22 protein-coding genes are annotated in these 19,238 nt (G+C 69.6%); 13 read left to right on the top strand and 9 right to left on the bottom strand.

Annotated features, from left to right (window positions below; genetic code table 11):
* Positions 1-41: 41 nt before the first annotated feature.
* The 9 genes from ACWCOV_RS14725 (at position 42) to ACWCOV_RS14765 (ending at position 8,360) form a co-directional block, all read left to right on the top strand.
* Positions 42-821 carry an isoprenyl transferase gene (locus ACWCOV_RS14725; protein ID WP_449829750.1) on the top strand — a complete coding sequence of 260 codons (780 nt, stop codon included), beginning with the start codon at positions 42-44 and terminating at the stop codon, positions 819-821.
* Positions 822-2,249: 1,428 nt separating this feature from the next.
* Positions 2,250-3,584, top strand: coding sequence for a PhoH family protein (locus tag ACWCOV_RS14730; protein WP_449829751.1), 1,335 nt, complete (start codon positions 2,250-2,252; stop codon positions 3,582-3,584).
* Positions 3,585-3,757: 173 nt separating this feature from the next.
* Positions 3,758-4,456, top strand: coding sequence for an aggregation-promoting factor C-terminal-like domain-containing protein (locus tag ACWCOV_RS14735; protein ID WP_449829752.1), 699 nt, complete (start codon positions 3,758-3,760; stop codon positions 4,454-4,456).
* Positions 4,457-4,556: 100 nt separating this feature from the next.
* Positions 4,557-5,138: a dihydrofolate reductase family protein gene (locus ACWCOV_RS14740; RefSeq protein WP_449829753.1), complete on the top strand. Its 582-nt coding sequence runs from the start codon at positions 4,557-4,559 to the stop codon at positions 5,136-5,138.
* A 12-nt stretch (positions 5,139-5,150) separates the two neighbouring features.
* Positions 5,151-5,798 (top strand): spermine/spermidine synthase domain-containing protein, encoded by a 648-nt coding sequence (locus tag ACWCOV_RS14745; RefSeq protein WP_449829754.1) that lies wholly within the window; start codon positions 5,151-5,153, stop codon positions 5,796-5,798.
* A gap of 21 nt (positions 5,799-5,819) precedes the next feature.
* A complete protein-coding gene (locus tag ACWCOV_RS14750) occupies positions 5,820-7,223 on the top strand; it encodes a class II fumarate hydratase (RefSeq protein ID WP_449829755.1) in 1,404 nt (467 codons plus the stop codon).
* 47 nt (positions 7,224-7,270) lie between these two features.
* Entirely contained in the window at positions 7,271-7,909 is a 639-nt protein-coding gene (locus tag ACWCOV_RS14755) for a DUF402 domain-containing protein (protein ID WP_449829756.1), read from the top strand.
* Position 7,910: 1 nt separating this feature from the next.
* Entirely contained in the window at positions 7,911-8,144 is a 234-nt protein-coding gene (locus tag ACWCOV_RS14760) for a hypothetical protein (protein WP_449829757.1), read from the top strand.
* Between the two features lie 57 nt (positions 8,145-8,201).
* On the top strand, positions 8,202-8,360 hold the full coding sequence (locus ACWCOV_RS14765) for a hypothetical protein (protein ID WP_449829758.1): 159 nt from the start codon (positions 8,202-8,204) through the stop codon (positions 8,358-8,360).
* Between the two features lie 7 nt (positions 8,361-8,367).
* Here ACWCOV_RS14765 and ACWCOV_RS14770 read toward each other — a convergent pair whose 3' ends face one another.
* The 3 genes from ACWCOV_RS14770 to ACWCOV_RS14780 all read right to left on the bottom strand — a co-directional run bounded on the left by ACWCOV_RS14770 (position 8,368) and on the right by ACWCOV_RS14780 (position 10,975).
* A complete protein-coding gene (locus tag ACWCOV_RS14770; RefSeq protein ID WP_449829759.1) occupies positions 8,368-8,796 on the bottom strand; it encodes a nitroreductase/quinone reductase family protein in 429 nt (142 codons plus the stop codon).
* Positions 8,797-8,913: 117 nt separating this feature from the next.
* Positions 8,914-10,584, bottom strand: a complete 1,671-nt coding sequence (locus ACWCOV_RS14775) for a fumarate hydratase (RefSeq protein WP_449829760.1) — start codon at positions 10,582-10,584, stop codon at positions 8,914-8,916.
* 94 nt (positions 10,585-10,678) lie between these two features.
* Positions 10,679-10,975: a hypothetical protein gene (locus ACWCOV_RS14780; RefSeq protein WP_449829761.1), complete on the bottom strand. Its 297-nt coding sequence runs from the start codon at positions 10,973-10,975 to the stop codon at positions 10,679-10,681.
* Between the two features lie 105 nt (positions 10,976-11,080).
* On the opposite strand from ACWCOV_RS14780, the gene ACWCOV_RS14785 reads away from it, so the two are divergent.
* Complete coding sequence (locus ACWCOV_RS14785) at positions 11,081-11,767, top strand: DUF1707 SHOCT-like domain-containing protein (RefSeq protein WP_449829762.1); 687 nt, start codon at positions 11,081-11,083, stop codon at positions 11,765-11,767.
* Between the two features lie 48 nt (positions 11,768-11,815).
* Here the strand turns inward: ACWCOV_RS14785 and ACWCOV_RS14790 are convergent, their stop codons facing one another.
* From ACWCOV_RS14790 to ACWCOV_RS14800, 3 genes are read right to left on the bottom strand one after another with little or no spacing between them, the layout of a single operon-like run.
* Positions 11,816-12,340 (bottom strand): hypothetical protein, encoded by a 525-nt coding sequence (locus ACWCOV_RS14790; protein WP_449829763.1) that lies wholly within the window; start codon positions 12,338-12,340, stop codon positions 11,816-11,818.
* Between the two features lie 32 nt (positions 12,341-12,372).
* Entirely contained in the window at positions 12,373-13,164 is a 792-nt protein-coding gene (locus tag ACWCOV_RS14795) for an ABC transporter ATP-binding protein (protein ID WP_449829764.1), read from the bottom strand.
* Positions 13,152-14,492 carry a 2-isopropylmalate synthase gene (locus ACWCOV_RS14800; protein WP_449829765.1) on the bottom strand — a complete coding sequence of 447 codons (1,341 nt, stop codon included), beginning with the start codon at positions 14,490-14,492 and terminating at the stop codon, positions 13,152-13,154. The genes ACWCOV_RS14795 and ACWCOV_RS14800 overlap by 13 nt, the downstream gene beginning before the upstream one ends.
* Positions 14,493-14,551: 59 nt before the next feature.
* On the opposite strand from ACWCOV_RS14800, the gene ACWCOV_RS14805 reads away from it, so the two are divergent.
* Positions 14,552-15,220 carry a FadR/GntR family transcriptional regulator gene (locus ACWCOV_RS14805; RefSeq protein ID WP_449829766.1) on the top strand — a complete coding sequence of 223 codons (669 nt, stop codon included), beginning with the start codon at positions 14,552-14,554 and terminating at the stop codon, positions 15,218-15,220.
* Here the strand turns inward: ACWCOV_RS14805 and ACWCOV_RS14810 are convergent.
* The 3 genes from ACWCOV_RS14810 to glpX are packed head-to-tail and all read right to left on the bottom strand — an operon-like array spanning position 15,217 to position 17,665.
* The gene (locus ACWCOV_RS14810) at positions 15,217-15,687 is read right to left on the bottom strand and encodes a hypothetical protein (protein WP_449829767.1); all 471 of its coding nucleotides are present in this window, start codon (positions 15,685-15,687) and stop codon (positions 15,217-15,219) included. The genes ACWCOV_RS14805 and ACWCOV_RS14810 overlap by 4 nt on opposite strands.
* Positions 15,687-16,634 carry a carbohydrate kinase family protein gene (locus ACWCOV_RS14815; protein WP_449829768.1) on the bottom strand — a complete coding sequence of 316 codons (948 nt, stop codon included), beginning with the start codon at positions 16,632-16,634 and terminating at the stop codon, positions 15,687-15,689. The genes ACWCOV_RS14810 and ACWCOV_RS14815 overlap by 1 nt, the downstream gene beginning before the upstream one ends.
* On the bottom strand, positions 16,631-17,665 hold the full coding sequence (gene glpX / locus ACWCOV_RS14820; RefSeq protein WP_449829769.1) for a class II fructose-bisphosphatase: 1,035 nt from the start codon (positions 17,663-17,665) through the stop codon (positions 16,631-16,633). The genes ACWCOV_RS14815 and glpX overlap by 4 nt, the downstream gene beginning before the upstream one ends.
* A 60-nt stretch (positions 17,666-17,725) precedes the next feature.
* Between glpX and ACWCOV_RS14825 the strand changes: the two genes are divergently transcribed.
* A complete protein-coding gene (locus ACWCOV_RS14825) occupies positions 17,726-18,337 on the top strand; it encodes a DUF4245 domain-containing protein (protein ID WP_449829770.1) in 612 nt (203 codons plus the stop codon).
* 179 nt (positions 18,338-18,516) lie between these two features.
* Positions 18,517-19,197, top strand: coding sequence for a nucleotidyltransferase family protein (locus tag ACWCOV_RS14830; RefSeq protein WP_449829771.1), 681 nt, complete (start codon positions 18,517-18,519; stop codon positions 19,195-19,197).
* Positions 19,198-19,238: the final 41 nt, after the last annotated feature.

Here is a 19,238-nt window from a genome sequence, read left to right on the forward strand (position 1 = left end):
TAGCGTTGTGACCGAGAGTCTTCGAGGAGAGCAACCTGCCCATGCGGACACCTGGCAAGCAGAAGCTGCGCGACGCCCTGTACACACTGTACGAGCGTCGGGTCCGCCGGTCCCTTTCGCCGGACCGGATCCCGCGGCACATCGGCGTGATCATCGACGGCAACCGGCGCTGGGCCCGGGCGGCCGGCGACCCGGTGTCGCGCGGTCACGAGGCCGGGGCGAACAAGATCACCGAGTTCCTCGACTGGTGTGACGACGTCGGCGTCAAGGTGGTCACCGTCTGGATGCTGTCCACCGACAACCTGAGCCGCCCGGCCGACGAGCTGGAGCCGCTGCTGCGGATCATCGAGCAGACGGTCGAGGAGCTCACCTCGATCGGCCGCTGGCGGATCCACCCGGTCGGCGCGCTCGACCTGCTGCCCGGCGCCACCGCCGAGGCGCTCAAGGCGGCCGAGACGGCCACCCAGGGCGTCGAGGGCATGCTGGTCAACGTCGCGGTCGGGTACGGCGGCCGTCGCGAGCTCGCCGACGCGGTCCGCTCGCTGCTGCTCGAGGAGGCCGCGAAGGGCATCTCGATCGAGGAGCTCGCCGAGCGCGTCGACGTCGAGCACATCGCCCGGCACCTCTACACGAAGGGCCAGCCCGACCCGGACCTGGTCATCCGGACGTCGGGTGAGCAGCGGCTGGGCGGGTTCCTGCTGTGGCAGAGCGCGCTGAGCGAGTTCTACTTCTGCGAGGCCCTCTGGCCGGACTTCCGGCACGTCGACTTCCTGCGGGCGATCCGGAGCTACGCACAGCGGGAACGCCGCTTCGGGACGTGACCCCGCGTCCACAGCGGGCGCACGCCGTACGCCGTCGCAGGTAGTAGGCGTAGGTCGCCGTACCGAGGCCTGCTCCCCAGAGCACCCAGAGGACGCCCGGGAGGTTCACTGCCCAGGTCTCGGCGTCGGTCGGAAGCTGGGCGTTCATCAGGCCCGCTGGGATCAGTACGACGGCCACGAGCGAGGCCGGGATGATCGCGAGGAGTGGTGGCACCCGCTTGCCCGCTTTGAACCAGATCCAGCGCGGGTAGACCTCGCCCCAGGGCCGGACCAGGCCGTGCGTGAGGATGCCGCCGGTGATGCCCATCAGCGCCAGCCCAAGCCCCATCTCCAGCATCCCTGGCGTGTCGGCCATCATCTGATGGAACTCGTCGGTGATGCCGAGCGGCCAGCCGAAGTACCAGGCCACCCGGGTGAACTCGTAGGGCAGGTTCGCCACCACGGAGACGGCAACGGCCCAGCGTCCCCAGCGGAGCGCGGACTCGGGTGTCGTCCAGGGCTTGTCGCCGTGATCGCCGCGGCCGCAGGAGACGCAGGCGTTCCGGCTGCGGCGGTGGTACGCGATCGCGGTCGCGGCCCAGAGCAGGCCGCCGACGAACAGGATCACCAGGTTCAGCCGGTGCCAGTACAGGATGTCGCCGAGATCCTGCGGTCCCGGTACGCCGGTGAACGCGAAGACCACGAGGGCGGGGGAGAGCGCGACGAGCGCGATCAGCGTGTAGTCGGGGATCACCAGGGCCAGGCCGACCGCGAGGACGCCCGCGAGCGTCTGCAGCACCCAGCCGCGGGCCCGTCGCCTGGTCATCACCAGCGCGAGTACGGCGCCGCCCAGCCCGATCACCGCCATGATCGGAGCCACGACCTCGGCCGGCGACCCTTCCAGGATCGAGCCGGTCGCCCGGTTATCGGCCACCTTCGCGAACGGGTACCCCGCTCCACCGAGTGACCAGTAGACGCCCAGTACGCCGTACGCGAAGGACCACACAGCGGTCGCAGATCCGGTCAGTTCCGGCCAGTGTTTACGCATGCCGCCAGCGTCGTCCGGACGCCGCCGTACCGGATCACTCCGGAGGGTGATCGGGCTCCCCCGCGCGGGTGGAGAAGGTGTAACACGCCGTTAACCCCGCGGACGGGCGTGTCGGGCTGCGCCGTTTGGGCGGCAGATCTACCCTCCTAAGTGACGGTCGGAGGGGAAGCCGGCTGTCCGGGAGGCCCGATCAGCTTGAGAGTCGTTCGCCAGCCGGTTGCCCCATGAGGGGCAGAACGGAGTGCCCGAGACCCCCGGTCTCGATCTCACTGGTTCCCGCTGTCGCTCGTGCGGCGCAGCGGACGGGGTCTGCACCAGACCCCGGGGCCAGCTCCCGGTCCATCACCTAACCACTGGTGGGCCGGGCGTGGTGCACGTCGCGGCCCGAGAGGACGTGCGACATGGCTGCCACCCACGCCAAGGCGTCAAGTACCTCATCCACACCGGCCCAGCGCACGTTCGTGCTGGACACCTCGGTGCTCCTGTCCGACCCGCACGCGATGATGCGGTTCGACGAGCACGAGGTGGTCGTCCCGGTGGTCGTCGTCACCGAATTGGAGGGCAAACGGCATCACCCGGAACTCGGCTACTTCGCGCGCACCGCGCTGCGGCTGCTGGACGAGCTCCGGATCCTGCACGGACGTCTGGACGCGCCCCTGCCAGTGGGGGAGAAGGGTGGAACCCTCCGGGTCGAGCTGAACCACAGCGACCCCGAGAGCCTGCCGGCCGGTTTCCGGCTCGGCGACAACGACAGCCGGATTCTGGCCGTGGCCTGCAACTTCAAGGCCGAGGGCAAGGACGTCACGCTGGTCTCGAAGGACCTGCCGATGCGGGTCAAGGCGTCGGCCTGCGGCCTGATGGCCGAGGAGTACCGCGCCGAGCTGACCCTGGAGTCCGGCTGGACCGGGATGAGCGAGCTCGAGGTCGGCACCCAGGACGTCGACGACCTGTACGAGAACGGCGTGCTGGAGCTCCCGCAGGCCGGTGAGTTCCCGACCCACACCGGGCTGGTGCTGCTGTCCGAGCGGGGCAGCGCGCTCGGCCGGGTGATGCCGGACAAGCGGATCCGGCTGGTCCGCGGCGACCGGGAGGCGTTCGGGATCCGCGGCCGGTCCGCGGAGCAGCGGGTCGCGCTCGACCTGCTGCTGGACCCGGACGTCGGGATCATCTCGCTCGGCGGCCGCGCCGGCACCGGCAAGTCCGCGCTGGCGCTGTGCGCGGGCCTGGAGTCGGTGATGGAACGGCGGCAGCACAAGAAGGTCGTGGTGTTCCGGCCGCTGTTCGCGGTCGGCGGCCAGGAGCTCGGCTATCTGCCCGGCACCGAGTCCGAGAAGATGCAGCCCTGGGCCCAGGCCGTGTACGACACGCTCGGCGCGCTGACCAGCGGTGACGTGATCGACGAGGTGATCGACCGCGGCATGCTCGAGGTGCTGCCGCTGACCCACATCCGCGGCCGCTCGCTGCACGACGCGTTCGTGATCGTGGACGAGGCGCAGTCGCTGGAGCGGAACGTGCTGCTGACCGTGCTGTCCCGGGTCGGCGCGAACTCGCGGGTGGTGCTCACCCACGACGTCGCCCAGCGGGACAACCTGCGGGTCGGCCGGCACGACGGCGTGGTCGCTGTGGTCGAGCAGCTGAAGGGCCACCCGCTGTTCGCGCATGTCACGCTGACCCGCTCGGAGCGGTCCCCGATCGCCGCCCTGGTCACCGAGATGCTGGACGATCTGCAGCTGTAAGGAGCATATCTACTGTTTGGTAATAGGAATCTGTAAAGCACAGGTAAGACTTCGGTGCGGTCGCCATCAGGCGGCCGCACCGCTGTTTGTGACCTGCTTGTGATCACGGTCCGTTTAGTCCAGAGTATGTTCCTGTTGCAGCCGACGGGGGTCGGGTTTTCTCGGAAGGACAGATGAAAGCGAAGCGCTCCGTCGCGGCTCTCTCAGTGACTGGGATCGCCGTCGTCTCCGTTGTCGCCGGTATCGACCTCTTCAGCTCCCCCGGGAGCAGCCAGGCCTCAGAGCAGGTGTCCGGACGCGCCGAGATGGCCGTCCTGAACAGCGAGCGCGCCCGCGCCGCCACGACGCCGTCCGCCAAGCCGCAGAGCGCCGAGGAGCAGGCGAAGGAAGTCTCCAAGCTGCGCAACCAGCTCGAGGCCGTCGAGCAGGCCCGGAAGCTGGCGCAGGACCAGGCGGACGCCAAGCAGGCCGCCAAGAACGCGGCGCTGAAGCGGTACGAGGCGCTGCAGAAGACCAGTCAGAACTCCCGCGAGGAGCGCGCCAGCCGGGACGCCGAGCGGAAGAAGTACGAGGGCACGCCCAAGGAGGTAGCCCGCAACCTGCTGTCCGACCACGGCTGGAGCGAAAGCCAGTTCGGCTGCCTCGAGAAGCTGTGGAACAAGGAGTCGCGCTGGCGCGTCGACGCCGACAACCCGACCTCCAGCGCGTACGGCATTCCGCAGGCGCTCCCCGGTAACCGGATGGCGGCGTACGGCTCCGACTGGCGGACCAACCCGGTCACCCAGATCAAGTGGGGCCTCGACTACATCGACAACCGCTACGGCTCCCCCTGCTCCGCCTGGTCGCACTCCCAGTCCAAGGGCTGGTACTGACCGTTTTCCGTGCCGCTTCCGTGGTGCGCACGGAAGCGCCGGCGGCGGGCTGCACGGCAGGCTTCGAGAGGTAGGCAACCACCTCTGCGAAGGAGTCATCATGGCACTCGTCATCTCAGGCATCTCGATGTCGCTGGACGGCTTCGTCACCGGTCCCGACGTGACCCGGGAACACCAGCTCGGCGCCGGCGGCGACGTCCTGCACCGCTGGCTGTGGGAGCCGGCTCCCGAGGACGCCGAGGTCCTCGACGGCATGGCGGCCAACGTCGGCTCGATCCTGATGGGCCGGCGCTCCTACGACCTGGCCGAGGGCGACGGCGGCTGGGGTGACGGCGGCCCGGCCGGACAGGTCCCGTGCTTCGTCGTCACTCATCAGGCCCCGGCACCGGCGACGGTGCGCGCGCCGCAGGTGTTCACGTTCGTCACCGACGGGATCGAGTCGGCGGTCGAGCAGGCGAAGAAGGCGGCGGGCGACAAGGTCGTCGGCGTACACGGGGCGAGCACCGCACAGCAGTGCCTTGCCGCGGGGCTGCTCGACGAGATCCAGCTGCATCTCGTCCCCGTTCTGCTGGAGTCGGGCACCCGGTTGTTCGACGACATCGGCCGGCAGTTCCAGCTGGAGCGGACCGCCGTCGTACCCAGCGCGAACGTCACCCACCTGAGGTACAAGGTGCGCTACTGAGAAGATGACCGGGTGCCGGAGATCGCGCGGGGGAGCAGTGAGCGGGGTGAGCTTGTCCTCCGTCGCCGCGACGACGGAGCGCTGGAGCTGCGGGTGAACGGCGTCTTCGTGATGGACGACGTGGAGACCTCCAGCGAGGAGCTGCTGGCGTCGGCGGCGCTGGCCTCGGTACGGCGCCCTGACCGCGTGCTCGTGGGCGGTCTGGGGCTCGGCTACACCGTGCGAGCGCTGCTGGCGGACTCGCGGCTCGGCCAGGTGGTGGTCGCGGAGATCGAGCCCGACCTGGTCGCGTGGATGCGCTCCGGCCTGGTGCCGTCGGTGCTGGACGATCCGCGGGTGGGTGTCGTGGTCGGCGACGTACGGAACGTCGTTGCGCAGGCGCAGGATGCTTCGCTGGACGCGATCCTGCTGGATGTGGACAACGGCCCGGACTTCCTTGTCTACAACGAGAACTCGGCCATCTACGCCTCGCCGTTCGTCACCACGTGCAGGTCCAAGCTCCGCGCCGGCGGCGTGCTGACCGTCTGGTCGTCGTCCGAGTCCGCGGCCCTGGAGGACGTTGTCGCCTCAGTTTTCGGTGCGTGTGAGGTGCAGCCGGTCCCGGTGCGGCTGCAAGGCAGGGCCGAGACCTACTACGTCTACCAGGGCTGCCGACAGTGACGAGCGTCGTACGCTGCAGGTATGGGTGACAACGTGGAATTCCGGATCGAGCACGACACGATGGGCGAGGTCAAGGTGCCTCGGGACGCGTTGTGGCGGGCGCAGACCCAGCGTGCGGTGGAGAACTTCCCGATCTCCGGCCGGCCGCTGGAACCGGCGCTGGTGCACGCGCTCGCCCAGATCAAGGCCTCGGCCGCGGTGGTGAACGCCGAGCTCGGCGTCGTCGACCAGGCGCAGGCCGACGCGATCGTGGCCGCCGCGGACAAGGTGGCCGCGGGGGAGTACGACGCGGAGTTCCCGATCGACGTGTTCCAGACCGGCTCCGGGACGTCGACGAACATGAACACCAACGAGGTGCTCGCCACCCTCGCCTCCCGCGAGCTCGGCGCCGAGGTGCACCCGAACGACCACGTCAACGCCTCCCAGTCCAGCAACGACACCTTCCCGTCCGCGATCCACGTCGCCGCGACCGCCGGCGTCGTCCAGGACCTGCTGCCGGCGCTCGAGTACCTGGCGGAATCCCTGTCCCGGAAGGGATCCGAGTTCGCCACGGTGGTGAAGTCCGGCCGCACGCACCTGATGGACGCGACACCGGTGACGCTCGGCCAGGAGTTCGACGGCTACGCCCAGCAGATCCGGCGCGGCGCCGACCGCGTCCGCGCGACGCTGCCCCGGGTGACCGAGCTGCCGCTGGGCGGTACGGCGGTCGGCACCGGGATCAACACGCCGCCCGGGTTCGCCGCGAAGGTGATCACCGAGCTGAACCGGCGGACCGGACTGGAGCTGCGCGAGGCCGAGGACCACTTCGAGGCGCAGGGCGCCCGGGACGGGCTGGTCGAGCTGTCCGGGCAGCTCAAGACGGTCGCGGTCAGCCTGACCAAGATCTGCAACGACCTGCGCTGGATGGGCTCCGGGCCGCGGGCCGGGCTCGGCGAGATCCAGCTGCCCGACCTGCAGCCGGGGTCGAGCATCATGCCGGGCAAGGTGAACCCGGTGATCTGCGAGGCGACGCTGATGGTCGCCGCCCAGGTGATCGGCAACGACACCGCGATCACCGTGGCCGGCGCCGGCGGGAACTTCGAGCTGAACGTGATGCTCCCGGTGATCGCCCGCAACCTGCTCGAGTCGATCACCCTGCTGGCGAACTCCTCCCGGCTGCTCGCCGACCGTTGCGTCGACGGCATCACCGCGAACGTCGAGCACGCCCGCGCGCTGGCCGAGTCGTCACCGTCGATCGTCACCCCGCTGAACCGCTACATCGGCTACGAGAACGCGGCCGCGGTGGCCAAGAAGGCACTGCGCGACGGCAAGACCATCCGCGAGGTGGTCATCGAGAACGGTCACGTCGAGAAGGGCGACCTCACCGAGGAGCAGCTCGACGCCGCCCTCGACGTACTGTCGATGACCCGGCCGGCCCAGCAGTGAGTACGGCGGCGGCGCCTGAGCCGGGGCGCTTCTGGGAGCCGGGCACGGTGATCGAGTGGGTGTACCAGGGGACCGGGCGGCACCAGGACAAGCCGAACGTCCGGCCGATGACGGTGGTGCGCGACGACGCCCACGGACTGGTCGCCTGGCTCGCGCCCGGGACCCCGCTGATCAAGCCGGTGCTGACCGACGGCCGGGAGACCCGGTACGCCGGTCCGGTCGCGATGTTCACCGAGGAGCGGGTACTGAAGCTCGACGTCTGGCGCGGCACCGGGATCCTCAAGATGCTGCCGCCCGGCAAGCCGTGGTCGGTCTGGCACTTCTGGGCCGAGGACGGGACGTTCCGCGGGTGGTACGTGAACCTGGAGGCGCCGCACGTGCGGGACGTCGCGGGTCGCCGTACCAGCACCGTCGACCACGTCCTCGACCTGTGGATCCAGCCGGACCGCACGATCGAGTGGAAGGACGAGGACGAGCTGGAAGGCGCGGTGACCGCGGGCCGCTTCACTCCCGCCGAGGCCGCAGCGATCATCGCCGACGCCAACGCCGCAGTACGCGAGATCGAGGCCTGGGGGCCGCCGTTCTCCGACGGCTGGCAGTCCTGGCGCCCACCCAGCGACTGGCGCCTCCCAGCAGCCCCGACCGCCCACCAGCCCACGCTGATCGCCGAGGAGCTGTACAGCTGACATGCCCCGAGCCCTCCTGCTCTCCGGCGGCGGTGGCGCCGGCAAGACCACCATCGCCCAGACGATCGGCGCCCTCCTCACCACCCGCCGTCACCCGACCGCGGTCCTCGACCTGGAGGCTGCGCTGGCTCAGGCGGCGACGCACGAGCCGATTCAGGACTTCACGGTGGTGAACGACCGGGCGCCGGCGGAGGTCGCTGCCGAGGTGCTGGTCACGGTCGGCTGGCGCGAGTGAGACAACGGGTGCATCACGAGGGGTTGCCAGTGCCGGGTTGGGTCTTACCTTGGAAACATGTACACGATCGAGCTGCAACCTGAGGAGCTGCAACTACTGCGATCCGCGCTCGGGTCGTACCTGCAGGCCTTCGGCCACAACGAGGCCGACGTCGTCCAGGCCGCGAAGACGCTCCTCCTCAAGCTTCCGGACCCGGTGGACATGAAGGCCGGCTAGTTCTCCATCAGGTCTCTACGGGTTCCAGCACGGCGACCGGGATGGTGCGCTTGGCCTTGGTGGCGAACCGCCCGATGCGTGGGTCCTCGGCCAGGATCACGTCGGTCCAGACGACCTGACGCTCCTGGCCGGTCAGCTCACGCGGATGCATGGTCCGGTGCTCCGCGCCGATCTGCACGTCCGTGGTCTGCACCGCGCGCAGGTTGCGGAACCAGTCCGGGTCCTCGCGCGACCCCGAGCCCGTCCCCCAGACCAGTAGCCCGTCGGGCCGCTCCAGGTACCGCACACAGGTCGAGTGCGGTACGCCGGTCCGGCGGCCGGGCGTGGTCAGCATCAGGACGTGCACGTCCTTGCTCCCACTCGCCAGCCGCCCGTCGAGGGTGCGGTACATCCACACCCCGATCTTGTTGTTGATCCGCGCCATCCTGCGGCTCATCCCCACCACCCCCACCCCGAGGGTCCTGCGCGGCGGACAAGCCGTCAAGAACTAACTCCGAGGACGCACCGTGAGCGGCACCGGCTTCTTCGTGTCCCCCTCACTACCTCTGCTTTTTCAGCTTCTCGGGCGCACGGTGAGCGGGACCGGCTTCTTCGTGTCGGTGAAGAAGTCGTTGCCCTTGTCATCCACGACCACGAACGCCGGGAAGTCCTCGACCTCGATCTTCCACACCGCTTCCATGCCCAGCTCGGCGTACTCGATCACGTCCACGGACTTGATGCAGTCCTGCGCCAGCCGCGCCGCCGGCCCGCCGATCGACCCCAGGTAGAACCCGCCGTGCTCCTTGCACGCCTCCGTCACCTTCTTCGACCGGTTGCCCTTGGCAAGCATCACGAACGATCCACCGGCCGCCTGGAACTGGTCGACGTACGCGTCCATCCGCCCCGCCGTGGTCGGCCCGAAGGACCCCGACGCGTACCCCTCCGGCGTCTTCGCCGGGCCGGCGTAGTAGACCGCGTGGTCGCGCAGGTACTGCGGCATCGGCTCGCCCGCGTCCAGCCGCTCCTTGATCTTGGCGTGCGCGATGTCGCGCGCGACGACCAGCGGCCCGTTCAGCGACAGCCGGGTCTTGACCGGCAGCTTCGACAGCTCGGCGCGGATCTCGCTCATCGGCCGGTTCAGGTCGATCCGGACGACGTAGGCCTCCTCGTCGAGGTGCTCGTCGGTGGTGTCCGGCAGGAAGCGCGCCGGGTCGCGCTCGAGCTGCTCCAGGAACACGCCCTCCGGGGTGATCTTGGCCAGCGCCTGCCGGTCGGCCGAGCAGGACACCGCGATCGCGACCGGGCAGGACGCGCCGTGCCGCGGCAGCCGGATGACCCGCACGTCGTGGCAGAAGTACTTGCCGCCGAACTGCGCGCCGATCCCGAACTCCTGGGTGAGCTTGAAGACCTCCTCCTCGAGCTCCACGTCCCGGAACCCGTGCCCCAGCGGCGATCCGGTCGTCGGCAGTGTGTCGAGGTAGTGCGCGGACGCGTACTTCGCGGTCTTCAGCGCGTACTCCGCCGACGTCCCGCCGACCACGACGGCCAGGTGGTACGGCGGGCAGGCGGCCGTCCCCAGGGAGCGGATCTTCTCGTCCAGGAACTCCATCATCCGGGACGGGTTCAGCACCGCCTTGGTCTCCTGGAACAGGAACGACTTGTTCGCCGACCCGCCGCCCTTGGCCATGAAGAGGAACTTGTACGCCGGGTCCGCGGTCCCCGGCGTCGTGTACAGCTCGATCTGGGCCGGCAGGTTGGAGCCGGTGTTCTTCTCGTCCCACATGGTCAGCGGGGCCATCTGGGAGTAGCGCAGGTTCAGCTTGGTGTAGGCGTCGTACACGCCCCGGCTGATCCACTCCTCGTCGACCGCGCCGGTCAGCACGCCCTCGGACTTCTTGCCCATCACGATCGCGGTGCCGGTGTCCTGGCACATCGGCAGCACGCCGCCGGCTGAGATGTTCGCGTTCTTCAGCAGGTCGAGGGCGACGAACCGGTCGTTGCCGGACGCCTCCGGGTCGTCGATGATCCGGCGCAGCTGGGCGAGATGCGCCGTACGCAGGTAGTGCGAGATGTCGTGCATCGCCTCGGCGGTCAGCGCCTGGAGGACCTCCGGCTGCACCTGCAGGAAGGTCCGGCCGCCCGCCGTGAACGTGCTCACGCCCTCGGTCGTCAGCAGCCGGTACTCCGTGTCGTCGGCACCGAGCGGCAACAGGTCGGAGTAACTGAAGTCGGCGGACACCGGCATACCTCCATCACGCGTGGTCTGAGCCCTACCACCCTAATCCGCCCACACCCGCCCCCGCCCGCGACCTCCGTCTCACCGAGAGGTTAGGCACTACTCAGTTCCGCACCGCCCGCCAAGCCCCCGGCAGCTCGCGCCCGAGCGCCAGCCGATGCCATGCGCGCTGGTAGTTGTTCCCCTGTGCCGTCCCCGCTGGGATGCGGTTCCGGAGTACGTAGGCCAGACCGGTGACCCCCGCCAGGCCCGCGACGAACAGCACACCCGCGGCGACGGTCTGCGGTCCGTCCGTTCCGGTTGCCAGTTGGTTGACCAGCGTCCAGACCACGCCGGCCAGCAAACTGACCCAACTGCCCACGTACGCGCCGGCCAGCGGCCGTACCCCACTCCAGTCCATGCCGGACTGTAACAGCGCGAGCCCTCGGAATCAGGGGTGGGATCAGGGTCGAATCGGGGAGGAAACCGGTCTGCGGAGTGGGCGGTGCGCGCGTAAGGTTTTGTCGTGGCCCAGGATGAGATCCCCCAGCAGAACCGACCGCAGGACGCCGTCCCCGCGCCGGCCCCGATGACGGGTGACGAGTTGGCGATGCGGCGCCGGGTGTCGGACCTGGAGCGCGAGGAGGTCGCCGACGTGCTGCGCGACGCCGCGGGCGAGGGGCGGCTGTCGTACGGCGAGCTCGAGGAACGGCTCGAGACCCTGTACGCCTCCAAGACGTACGGCGAGCTGGTCGAGCTCACCGCCGACCTGCCGAACGGCCCGACCGTGCCCAACGCGCCGGCCGTGTCCCCGCAGGAGGGGACGACGGTGCACGCCGGGCCGGTGATCAATGCGTTCATGTCGGAGACCAAGCGCACCGGCAACTGGCTCGTCCCGCAGCACCAGGAGGTGAACGCCGTACTCGGCGACGTCACCCTGGACTACACCGAGGCGCAGCTGCCGTACGACGACGTGTACATCGAGGTGAAGTCGATCCTGGCGGACGTGAAGATCCGCGTCCCGCAGAACGCGATCGTCCACCTGGACAGCAATCCCATCCTCGGCTCCGTCTCCGAGCAGCAGTCCGGCCCTGCCGACCCCACTCCGGCCGGCGGCCGCCCCACCACCTTCCACATCCGCGGCACCGCGATCCTCGCCGAAATCAAGATCAAACGAGGCCCCCGCCTCACCAAACGCCTCGGCCTCGCCTGAAATGTTCAGCCTCTACCGGCCCGACGCCCCTGGACCTGGCCCAAGCAACTAGTCCAACGCTGACTGCCCGTCGGTCGCCCGCTCGTTTGCGCGGTGCTGCTTCAGGACGGCGGTCAGCCAGGTCGCCAAGGCTGGGATGTCCCTGACGTTGTACTGCGGGAGGCGGACGTCCTTGGCCCAGACGTTGGCCGGGAGGACGGGGACGTTCATGAAGAACTTCGGGCCGGTAACGAGGCCGATGGTGCCGACCTCGGACCACGGCATAAAGCGCCTCTTGCCGTAGCGGATGCCTTCGCGGTCGACGACCAGGGTCGGGCGTCGGGTGACCAACTGCCAGACGATGACGCCGATGCCGAGGAGGAACAAGGCCAAGTTGAACAGGCGGAAGATGCGTTCGCCGCTGCCCGCGCTCTGCATCTCGATCAACGAGTTGATCTGAGAGCCGCTGATCAGCGCCAGGACGATGAGGAGCTGGATCAGCAGGGGCCGTCGCCGTACCGGAAACACCACCCGCCCGGCCCGCTCGAACTCCCCGGCCCACTCCTCCGGCGCCCGCTCACCCATCACCTTCATGCCGCCCCCAACTGTCGGAACTCCCCCCGGAGCTAGATCACTGTAGAGGGTTTGCGGGTTGTTTGGGCGGTCCACCGGCCGTTGGCGCGGTGGATGTGGATGGGGTGGTTGAAGGTCGCCGAGATGAGCTTGGTGGTGAGGGTGTCTTCGGTGGGGCCGGCGGCGAGCAGGCGGGCGGCGCGGAGGAGGGCTGCGTGGGTGGTGGTGGCGGGGAGTTCTTCGAGGTGGTGGGTGACGAGGACCGAGGAGAGGTGGGGGTGGGTGGTGTGGATGTGGTCGAGGGTTTCGAGGAGTTGTTCGCGGGCGGCGACGTCCAGGCCGGTGGAGGGTTCGTCGAGGAGCAGCAGGCGGGGGTCGTTGATCAGGGCCCGGGCGATGAGCGCTCGGCCGCGTTCGCCTTGCGAGAGCGTGGTCCACGGCGAGTCCACCAGTTGCCCGATCCCGAGGAGGTCGATCAGCTCACGGGCACGTGCGTCCTGCACGGGCGTCGGCTGCCAGCGCGGCATGAGTTCGATGGTTCCCGTGATGCCGGTCAGCACCACCTGGTGGATCGTCAGCGGCGAGCGCAGCGGGTGCCGTGGATTCACGTGACCGATCGACTCGCGCAGCCACCGGATGTCGACCGCGCCGAGCCGGCGGCCGAGGATCTCGACGGTGCCGCGGGTCGGGTGCGTGATCGCGCCGCACAAACTCAGCAACGTGCTCTTGCCCGCCCCGTTCGGCCCGAGCAGCGCCCACCGCTCGCCTTCGCCGACCGTCAACGTCACCCCGGCCAGCAACAGCTTGCCGTCCCGGACGAAGTCGACGTCCTTCAGTTCGAGCACCCGAAGACCTCCTCGTACAGCTCCTTCAGCTCCACCGCCGTCGCCTCCCGCCCGGTCGCGTCCGTGTGCCGCTGCACATGCCGCGCGAACTCGACCTCCTGCTCACCCGACAGCCGCACGCCGTACGACGCCTCCAGCACGTGCGCGATCCCGCCTTTCCCCGACTGGCTGTTCACCCGTACGACGGCCTCGTACCCGCGCCCCACATCGGCCGGATCGATCGGCAGATAAGGCACGTCCCAGAACGTGTCATCCGCCGTCCGCCGCGCGAACCCCTTCCGGATCGCGTCCTGGTGCGTCCCGGAGAACGCCGTGTAGACCAGCTCCCCGACGTACGGGTGCCGCGGATGGATCGGCATCCGCGTGCACTCCTCGACGACCCGCCGGATCCCGTCGATGTCGGAGAAGTCGATCATCGGATCCACCCCCTGCGCGTGCAGGTTCAGCGCGAGCGTGGCGATGTCGACGTTCCCGGTGCGTTCGCCGTTGCCGAAGATGCACCCCTCGACCCGCTGCGCGCCCGCGAGTACGGCGAACTCCGCGCAGGCGATCCCGGTGCCCCGGTCGTTGTGCGGGTGCACGGACAGGATGACGCCGTCGCGGCGAGGCAGGTTCTTGTGCATGTACTCGATCTGGTCGGCGTACACGTTCGGCGTCGCCGCCTCGACGGTCGCCGGCAGGTTGAGAATCACCGGCCGCTCAGGTGTCGCGTCCCACAGCTTGGTCAGCTGGTCGCCCAACTCCAGCACGAAGTCCGGCTCGGTCAGGTTGAACACCTCGGGCGAGAACTGGAACCGCACCGAGTCCCCGGCCAGTCGCAGGATCTGCTCGGCCCCGGCGTAGATCAGCGAGGCCAGTTCGTCCCGCGTCCGACGCAGTACGACGTCACGCCAGGTCGGAGCCGTGGCCGCGTACATGTGCACGACCACCGGTGTGCGCATCCCGGCCACGGACTCGATGGTCCGCTCGATCAGCTCGGGCCGGGCCGGCGTGAACACCACGATCGTGACGTCAGGCGGGACCAGGTCAGAGGTCGCCAGCAGCCGGACGAAGTCGAAGTCGGTCTGCGAGGCGGACGGGTAGCCGACCTCGATCTCTTTGTAGCCCATGGCAACCATCAGCTCGAAGAACCGGCGCTTGCGGTCCGGGTCCATCGGGTCGGCGAGGGCCTGGTTGCCGTCCCGCAGGTCGACCGGCACCCAGAGTGGGGCGGTGGTGATCCGGCGGTCCGGCCACTCGCGGTCGACCGGCGCGACCGGCACCTTGGCGAAGATGTCGCGGTAACGGTGGCTGGGCATCGGGGAGGGTTGCTGGCGGTTCCAGTCCATGCGGCCAACGTACAACTCCTCAGACAAGCTGACAACCTGTGTACCTCTAGACTGTGCCCATGATTCGACGTCACCCGCTCGCCGAGCAGGCCGCCGAGGAGCTGCTGCAGCGGATCGGCAGCGGCGAGTGGCCGCTCGGCCAGAAGCTGCCGGGAGAGACCACGCTGGCTGCGCAGCTGGGTGTCGGCCGGTCGACGATCCGCGAGGCGATCCGCGAGTTGGCCGGCCGCCGGGTGCTGGAGAGCCGGCAGGGTGCGGGCGTGTTCGTGATCGCGCTGCAGGCCACCGAAGACTGGGACAAGGTCCTCCGCAAGGCCGACATCGCCGACCTGATGGAGGTGCGGCTCGCGATAGAGGCGGAGGCGGCGCTGCTGGCCGCGTCCCGTCGTACGCCGGCGGACCTCAAGATGTTCCGCTACACGTTGGCCGACCGGCAGAGGGCGTCGGTGAACGCACCGGACGACTGGTACGTCGAGGCCGACCTGGCCTTCCATCGCGCGGTGATCACCGCGGCGCACAACGCCGTCCTGGCCGAGCTGTTCGACACACTCGTGCCACGGATCCGGCGGGCGATGATGGACATGCTGAAGCTCGACGTGGAGCACCGGCACCGCCACGACCAGGCCGCCCACGAGGCGATCGCCGACGCCATCCGCGACAAGGACCCCGAGCGCGCCGCGGACCGCACCCGGCAGCACCTCAGCGCGGTCCGCAGCACCGTGAGCTAGGCGCGGTGCTCCTCGTGGAGTGACCGCAACCAGCGCGTCAGCGCGCTGAGGTCGGAGACGTTGTCCTGCGGGATGGCCAGCGGCCGGGCGCGTCGATCGGCCGGGCGGATCTGCACGGTCCGGAGTCCTGGCGGCCCGGTCGGGTCGTCGATGCTGGTGATGCCGGACCACCGCAGGCTGCGCCCACGCGTGATGCCCTCGGCATCGATCTTGACGACCGGGCGGTTCGTCACCAGCTGCCACAGCGTCAGTCCGGTGCCGTAGACGAACGCGGCCAGTGCGGTCAGCCGCAGTACGCCGAGAGTCCCGGAGATGTCGTCGTTGCGCCAGTGGTCGAGGTTCGTCCACGCCGACATCACCATCAGCAGCGCGAACCCGGCCAGCCGGATCGCCAGCCGCCCGCGCCGCGGCGGGAACACGACGCTGCCCTTGGTCTCGAGCTCGGCGGTCCAGGCGTCAGCCGACATCAGGCACCCCAGGTGGCGATGTGCTCGTCCGCCGTCGGCGGGTCGGCGCCGTGCCGGGTGCACGTGATCGCGGCGGCCTTGACCGCGTAGTCCACGACGTCCCGCAGGTCCGCTTCCGTCAGGCCCGCCAACCGCGTCGGCCCCAGCAGCCCGCGCGCGTGCAGCCCGGCGATCAGCGCCGCCATGAACGAGTCGCCCGCGCCCACGGTGTCGACGACCTGGATCCGCGGCGCGGTCACCTCGACCCGCGCCTCCCGGCTGATCCCGATCGCGCCGTCCCCGCCGCGCGTGATCACCACGCACCGGGTCCGGTCGGCGCTCAGCAGCTCCGCCGCGATCTCGTCCGCCGACAGCCCGGGCCGCAGGAACTCGCAGTCCTCGTCGCTCAGCTTCACCAGGTCGGACAGCGCGGCCAGCTCACGGACGGCGGCCCACGTCGACACCGGGTCCGGCGTGATGGTCGGCCGCGCGTTCGGGTCGAGCGTCACCGTGACCGGCTGGTCGGCCATCGACTTCAGGAACGCGTGGATCGCCGCCGCGCCCGGCTCGAGCACGGTCGCGATCGACCCGGTGTGGATCGCCGGGCAACCCCGCGACAGCGACAGCGCCGGCGGTTCCCAGGTGATGTCGAACTGGTACGACGCGACCCCGGCCGCGTCGAGCGTCGCGGTCGCCGTACTGGTCCGGAAACCCGGGTCGACCGAGCCGGGCGCCAGCTGGACGCCGTTCCCGAACAGGTGAGCGCCGAGCTGGTCGCCGTACGCGTCCGTCCCGAACCGGGTCACGAGCTCGGTCGGTACGCCGAGCCGCGCCAGGCCGACCGCGACGTTGGCCGGGGAGCCGCCCGGTGTCGCCTTGGTCTTGCTGTTGCCGTTCCTGGTGGTCTTGTGGGCGCTGCCGACAATGTCCACGAGAGCCTCGCCGACGACGAGGACAGGTGCGCTCATCTGGCGTGCTCGAAGTCGATGGCGGAGTACGCGCGCAGCTTGGACAGCTGGTGCACGCTCTCGATGCTGCGGATCGTGCCGCTGCGCGACCGCATCACCAGCGAGTGGGTGCGTGCGGTGGACCGGCCGTACCGGACGCCGCGCAGCAGCTCGCCGTCGGTGATCCCGGTGGCGACGAAGAAGCAGTCGTCACCGCTGACCAGGTCGTCGGTGCTGAGCACCCGGTCGAGATCGTGGCCGGCGTCGATCGCCTTCTGCCGCTCCTCGTCGTCCTTCGGCCACAGCCGCCCCTGGATCAGCCCGCCGACACACTTCATCGCACAGGCCGCGATGATGCCTTCCGGCGTGCCGCCGATGCCGAGCAGCATGTCCAGGCCGGTGTCCGGCCGGGCCGCCTCGACCGCGCCGGCCACGTCGCCGTCGCTGATGAACTTGATCCGCGCGCCGGTGGCCCGGATCTGGGTCGCCAGGTGCTCGTGCCGCGGCCGGTCCAGCAGTACGACGGTGACGTCGTCGACCGTGGAGCCCTTCGCCTTGGCCACCCGGCGGATGTTCTCCGCGACCGGCAGCCGGATGTCGACCACCTCGGCCGCCTCGGGCCCGACCACCAGCTTCTCCATGTAGAAGACCGCGGACGGGTCGTACATCGAGTTCCGCGCCGACACCGCCATCACCGCGATGCCGTTGTTCATGCCCTTCGCGACCAGCGTGGTCCCGTCGACCGGGTCGACCGCGACGTCACACTCCGGGCCGTCGCCGGAGCCGACCTGCTCGCCGTTGTAGAGCATCGGGGCGTTGTCCTTCTCGCCCTCGCCGATCACCACCGTGCCGTTCATCCCGACGGTGCCGATCAGGGTGCGCATCGCGTTCACCGCCGCGCCGTCGGCGCCGTTCTTGTCGCCGCGGCCGACCCAGCGGCCCGCCGCCATCGCCGCGGCCTCGGTGACCCGGACCAGTTCCAGGGCCAGGTTCCGGTCAGGCGCGTCCGCCTCGACCTCGAGATGGGCAGGTGGCGTGGTCGGATCGCTCATGCCACCGGATCGTAGCCAACTGCCTCCGGCCCCTGATCGGCGAGATGGGACACTCGTGTCATGAGTTCGACGGGTCAGGGTGCTGCCGGCGAGGCGGAGGCACGCGAAAAAGCGCGGGCACGAGCCGAGGAGATCGCTTACCGGGAGCAGAACCGCCGGGACCGGGCCAAGGCGCGCACGCTGAAGAACATGATCTGGGCGCTGCTGGCCTGTTTCGTCGTGGTCGCGTTCCTGATGGTCGTCACCTGGCGGCCCAAGGAGGAGCGGATCAAGGCGGTCGAGTACACCGCGCAGCTCGAGGACGCGAAGAAGGTCGCCCCGTGGGTCCGCGGCCCGGCCCCGATGCCGGACGGCTGGACCGCCACCAGTGTGCAGTTCCGCACCCCGGAGCAGAGCCCGATCACCTGGCACCTCGGCATTGTCACCAACGAGAAGAAATACGTCGGCCTGGAACAGTCCAACGTGACCGGCGGGAAATTCCAGAACGAGGAGCTCGGCAAGACCACCGACGACGGCACGTCGACCGTCGAGGGCGTCACCTGGCAGCGCAAGGTGCTGCAGGACCGCAAGGGCGAGAACGCCTTGGTGCTGGTCGATTCCGGCGTCACCACGATCGTGGTCGGAAATGCCGGCTACCCGGCCCTTGAAGCGTTTGCTTCGGTTCTGGGCTGATCATTTCCTGACCACGTTCCGGACGGTCGTTGACACGTCGGGTAGCAGCGCGGTTCCATCGATTCTTCGGCTGTGAAGTGCTCGGGGAAATCAGCAGAGGGAGCCTGCGTTGCGGTACCTGCATTTCCCCCCACCCCGCCGCCCCTTGGCGACAACCCTGGTCCGGGGTTGAGGCGAGCATGTTCGTCACCGGACTCCTGCTCGCCGCGGAAGGCTCGCCCCAACTCGGCGTACCCAAGCAACTACTGGCCTACCACGGCGACACCCTGCTCGGGGCGACGCTCGGCACTGCCCGCGAGTGTGGGTTCGACCAGTTGGTCGTCACCCTCGGGGCGGCGTCGGAGCAGATTCATGACCGGATCGAGCTCGGCGGCGTCCGGGTGGTCGAGTCGCCGCACGCCGACACCGGCAGTTCCTCGATCGTGCCCGCGATGGACGCGGTGGATCGCCGTACCGATGGCATCGTGGTGCTGCTCGGCGACCAGCCGGGCGTGACCTCGGCCACGGTCTGGTCGCTGGTCGCCGAGGTCGCCGGCCCGGCCACCCCGATCGGCGTCAGCCGGTACGACAACGGCCGCGGGCACCCGTGCTGGTTCGGCCGGGAGCTGTTCGGTGAGTTGCGCGGGCTGCGCAACGACGCCGAGCTGTGGGAGGTGATCGAGCTCGGCCAGTACCCGGTCACCCAGGTCGATGCCATTGGCAACGTTCCGCCGCGGGTCGAGACGTGGGACGACTACCGCCGGCTGGTGTCCGGCTTCGACCCGGCGCACGGCGCCTTCGCGCCGGGAGCCTTCGACGACACCCATCCCACGCCGCTCCCCGTTCGCGGCCCGCACCGCCGCCACCGCGCGGTGCCATGAGGTCGGCGGACCGCCACGCCATCACAATCATCCGCGGTGCC

It is taken from the genome of Kribbella sp. NPDC002412 (assembly GCF_053592935.1).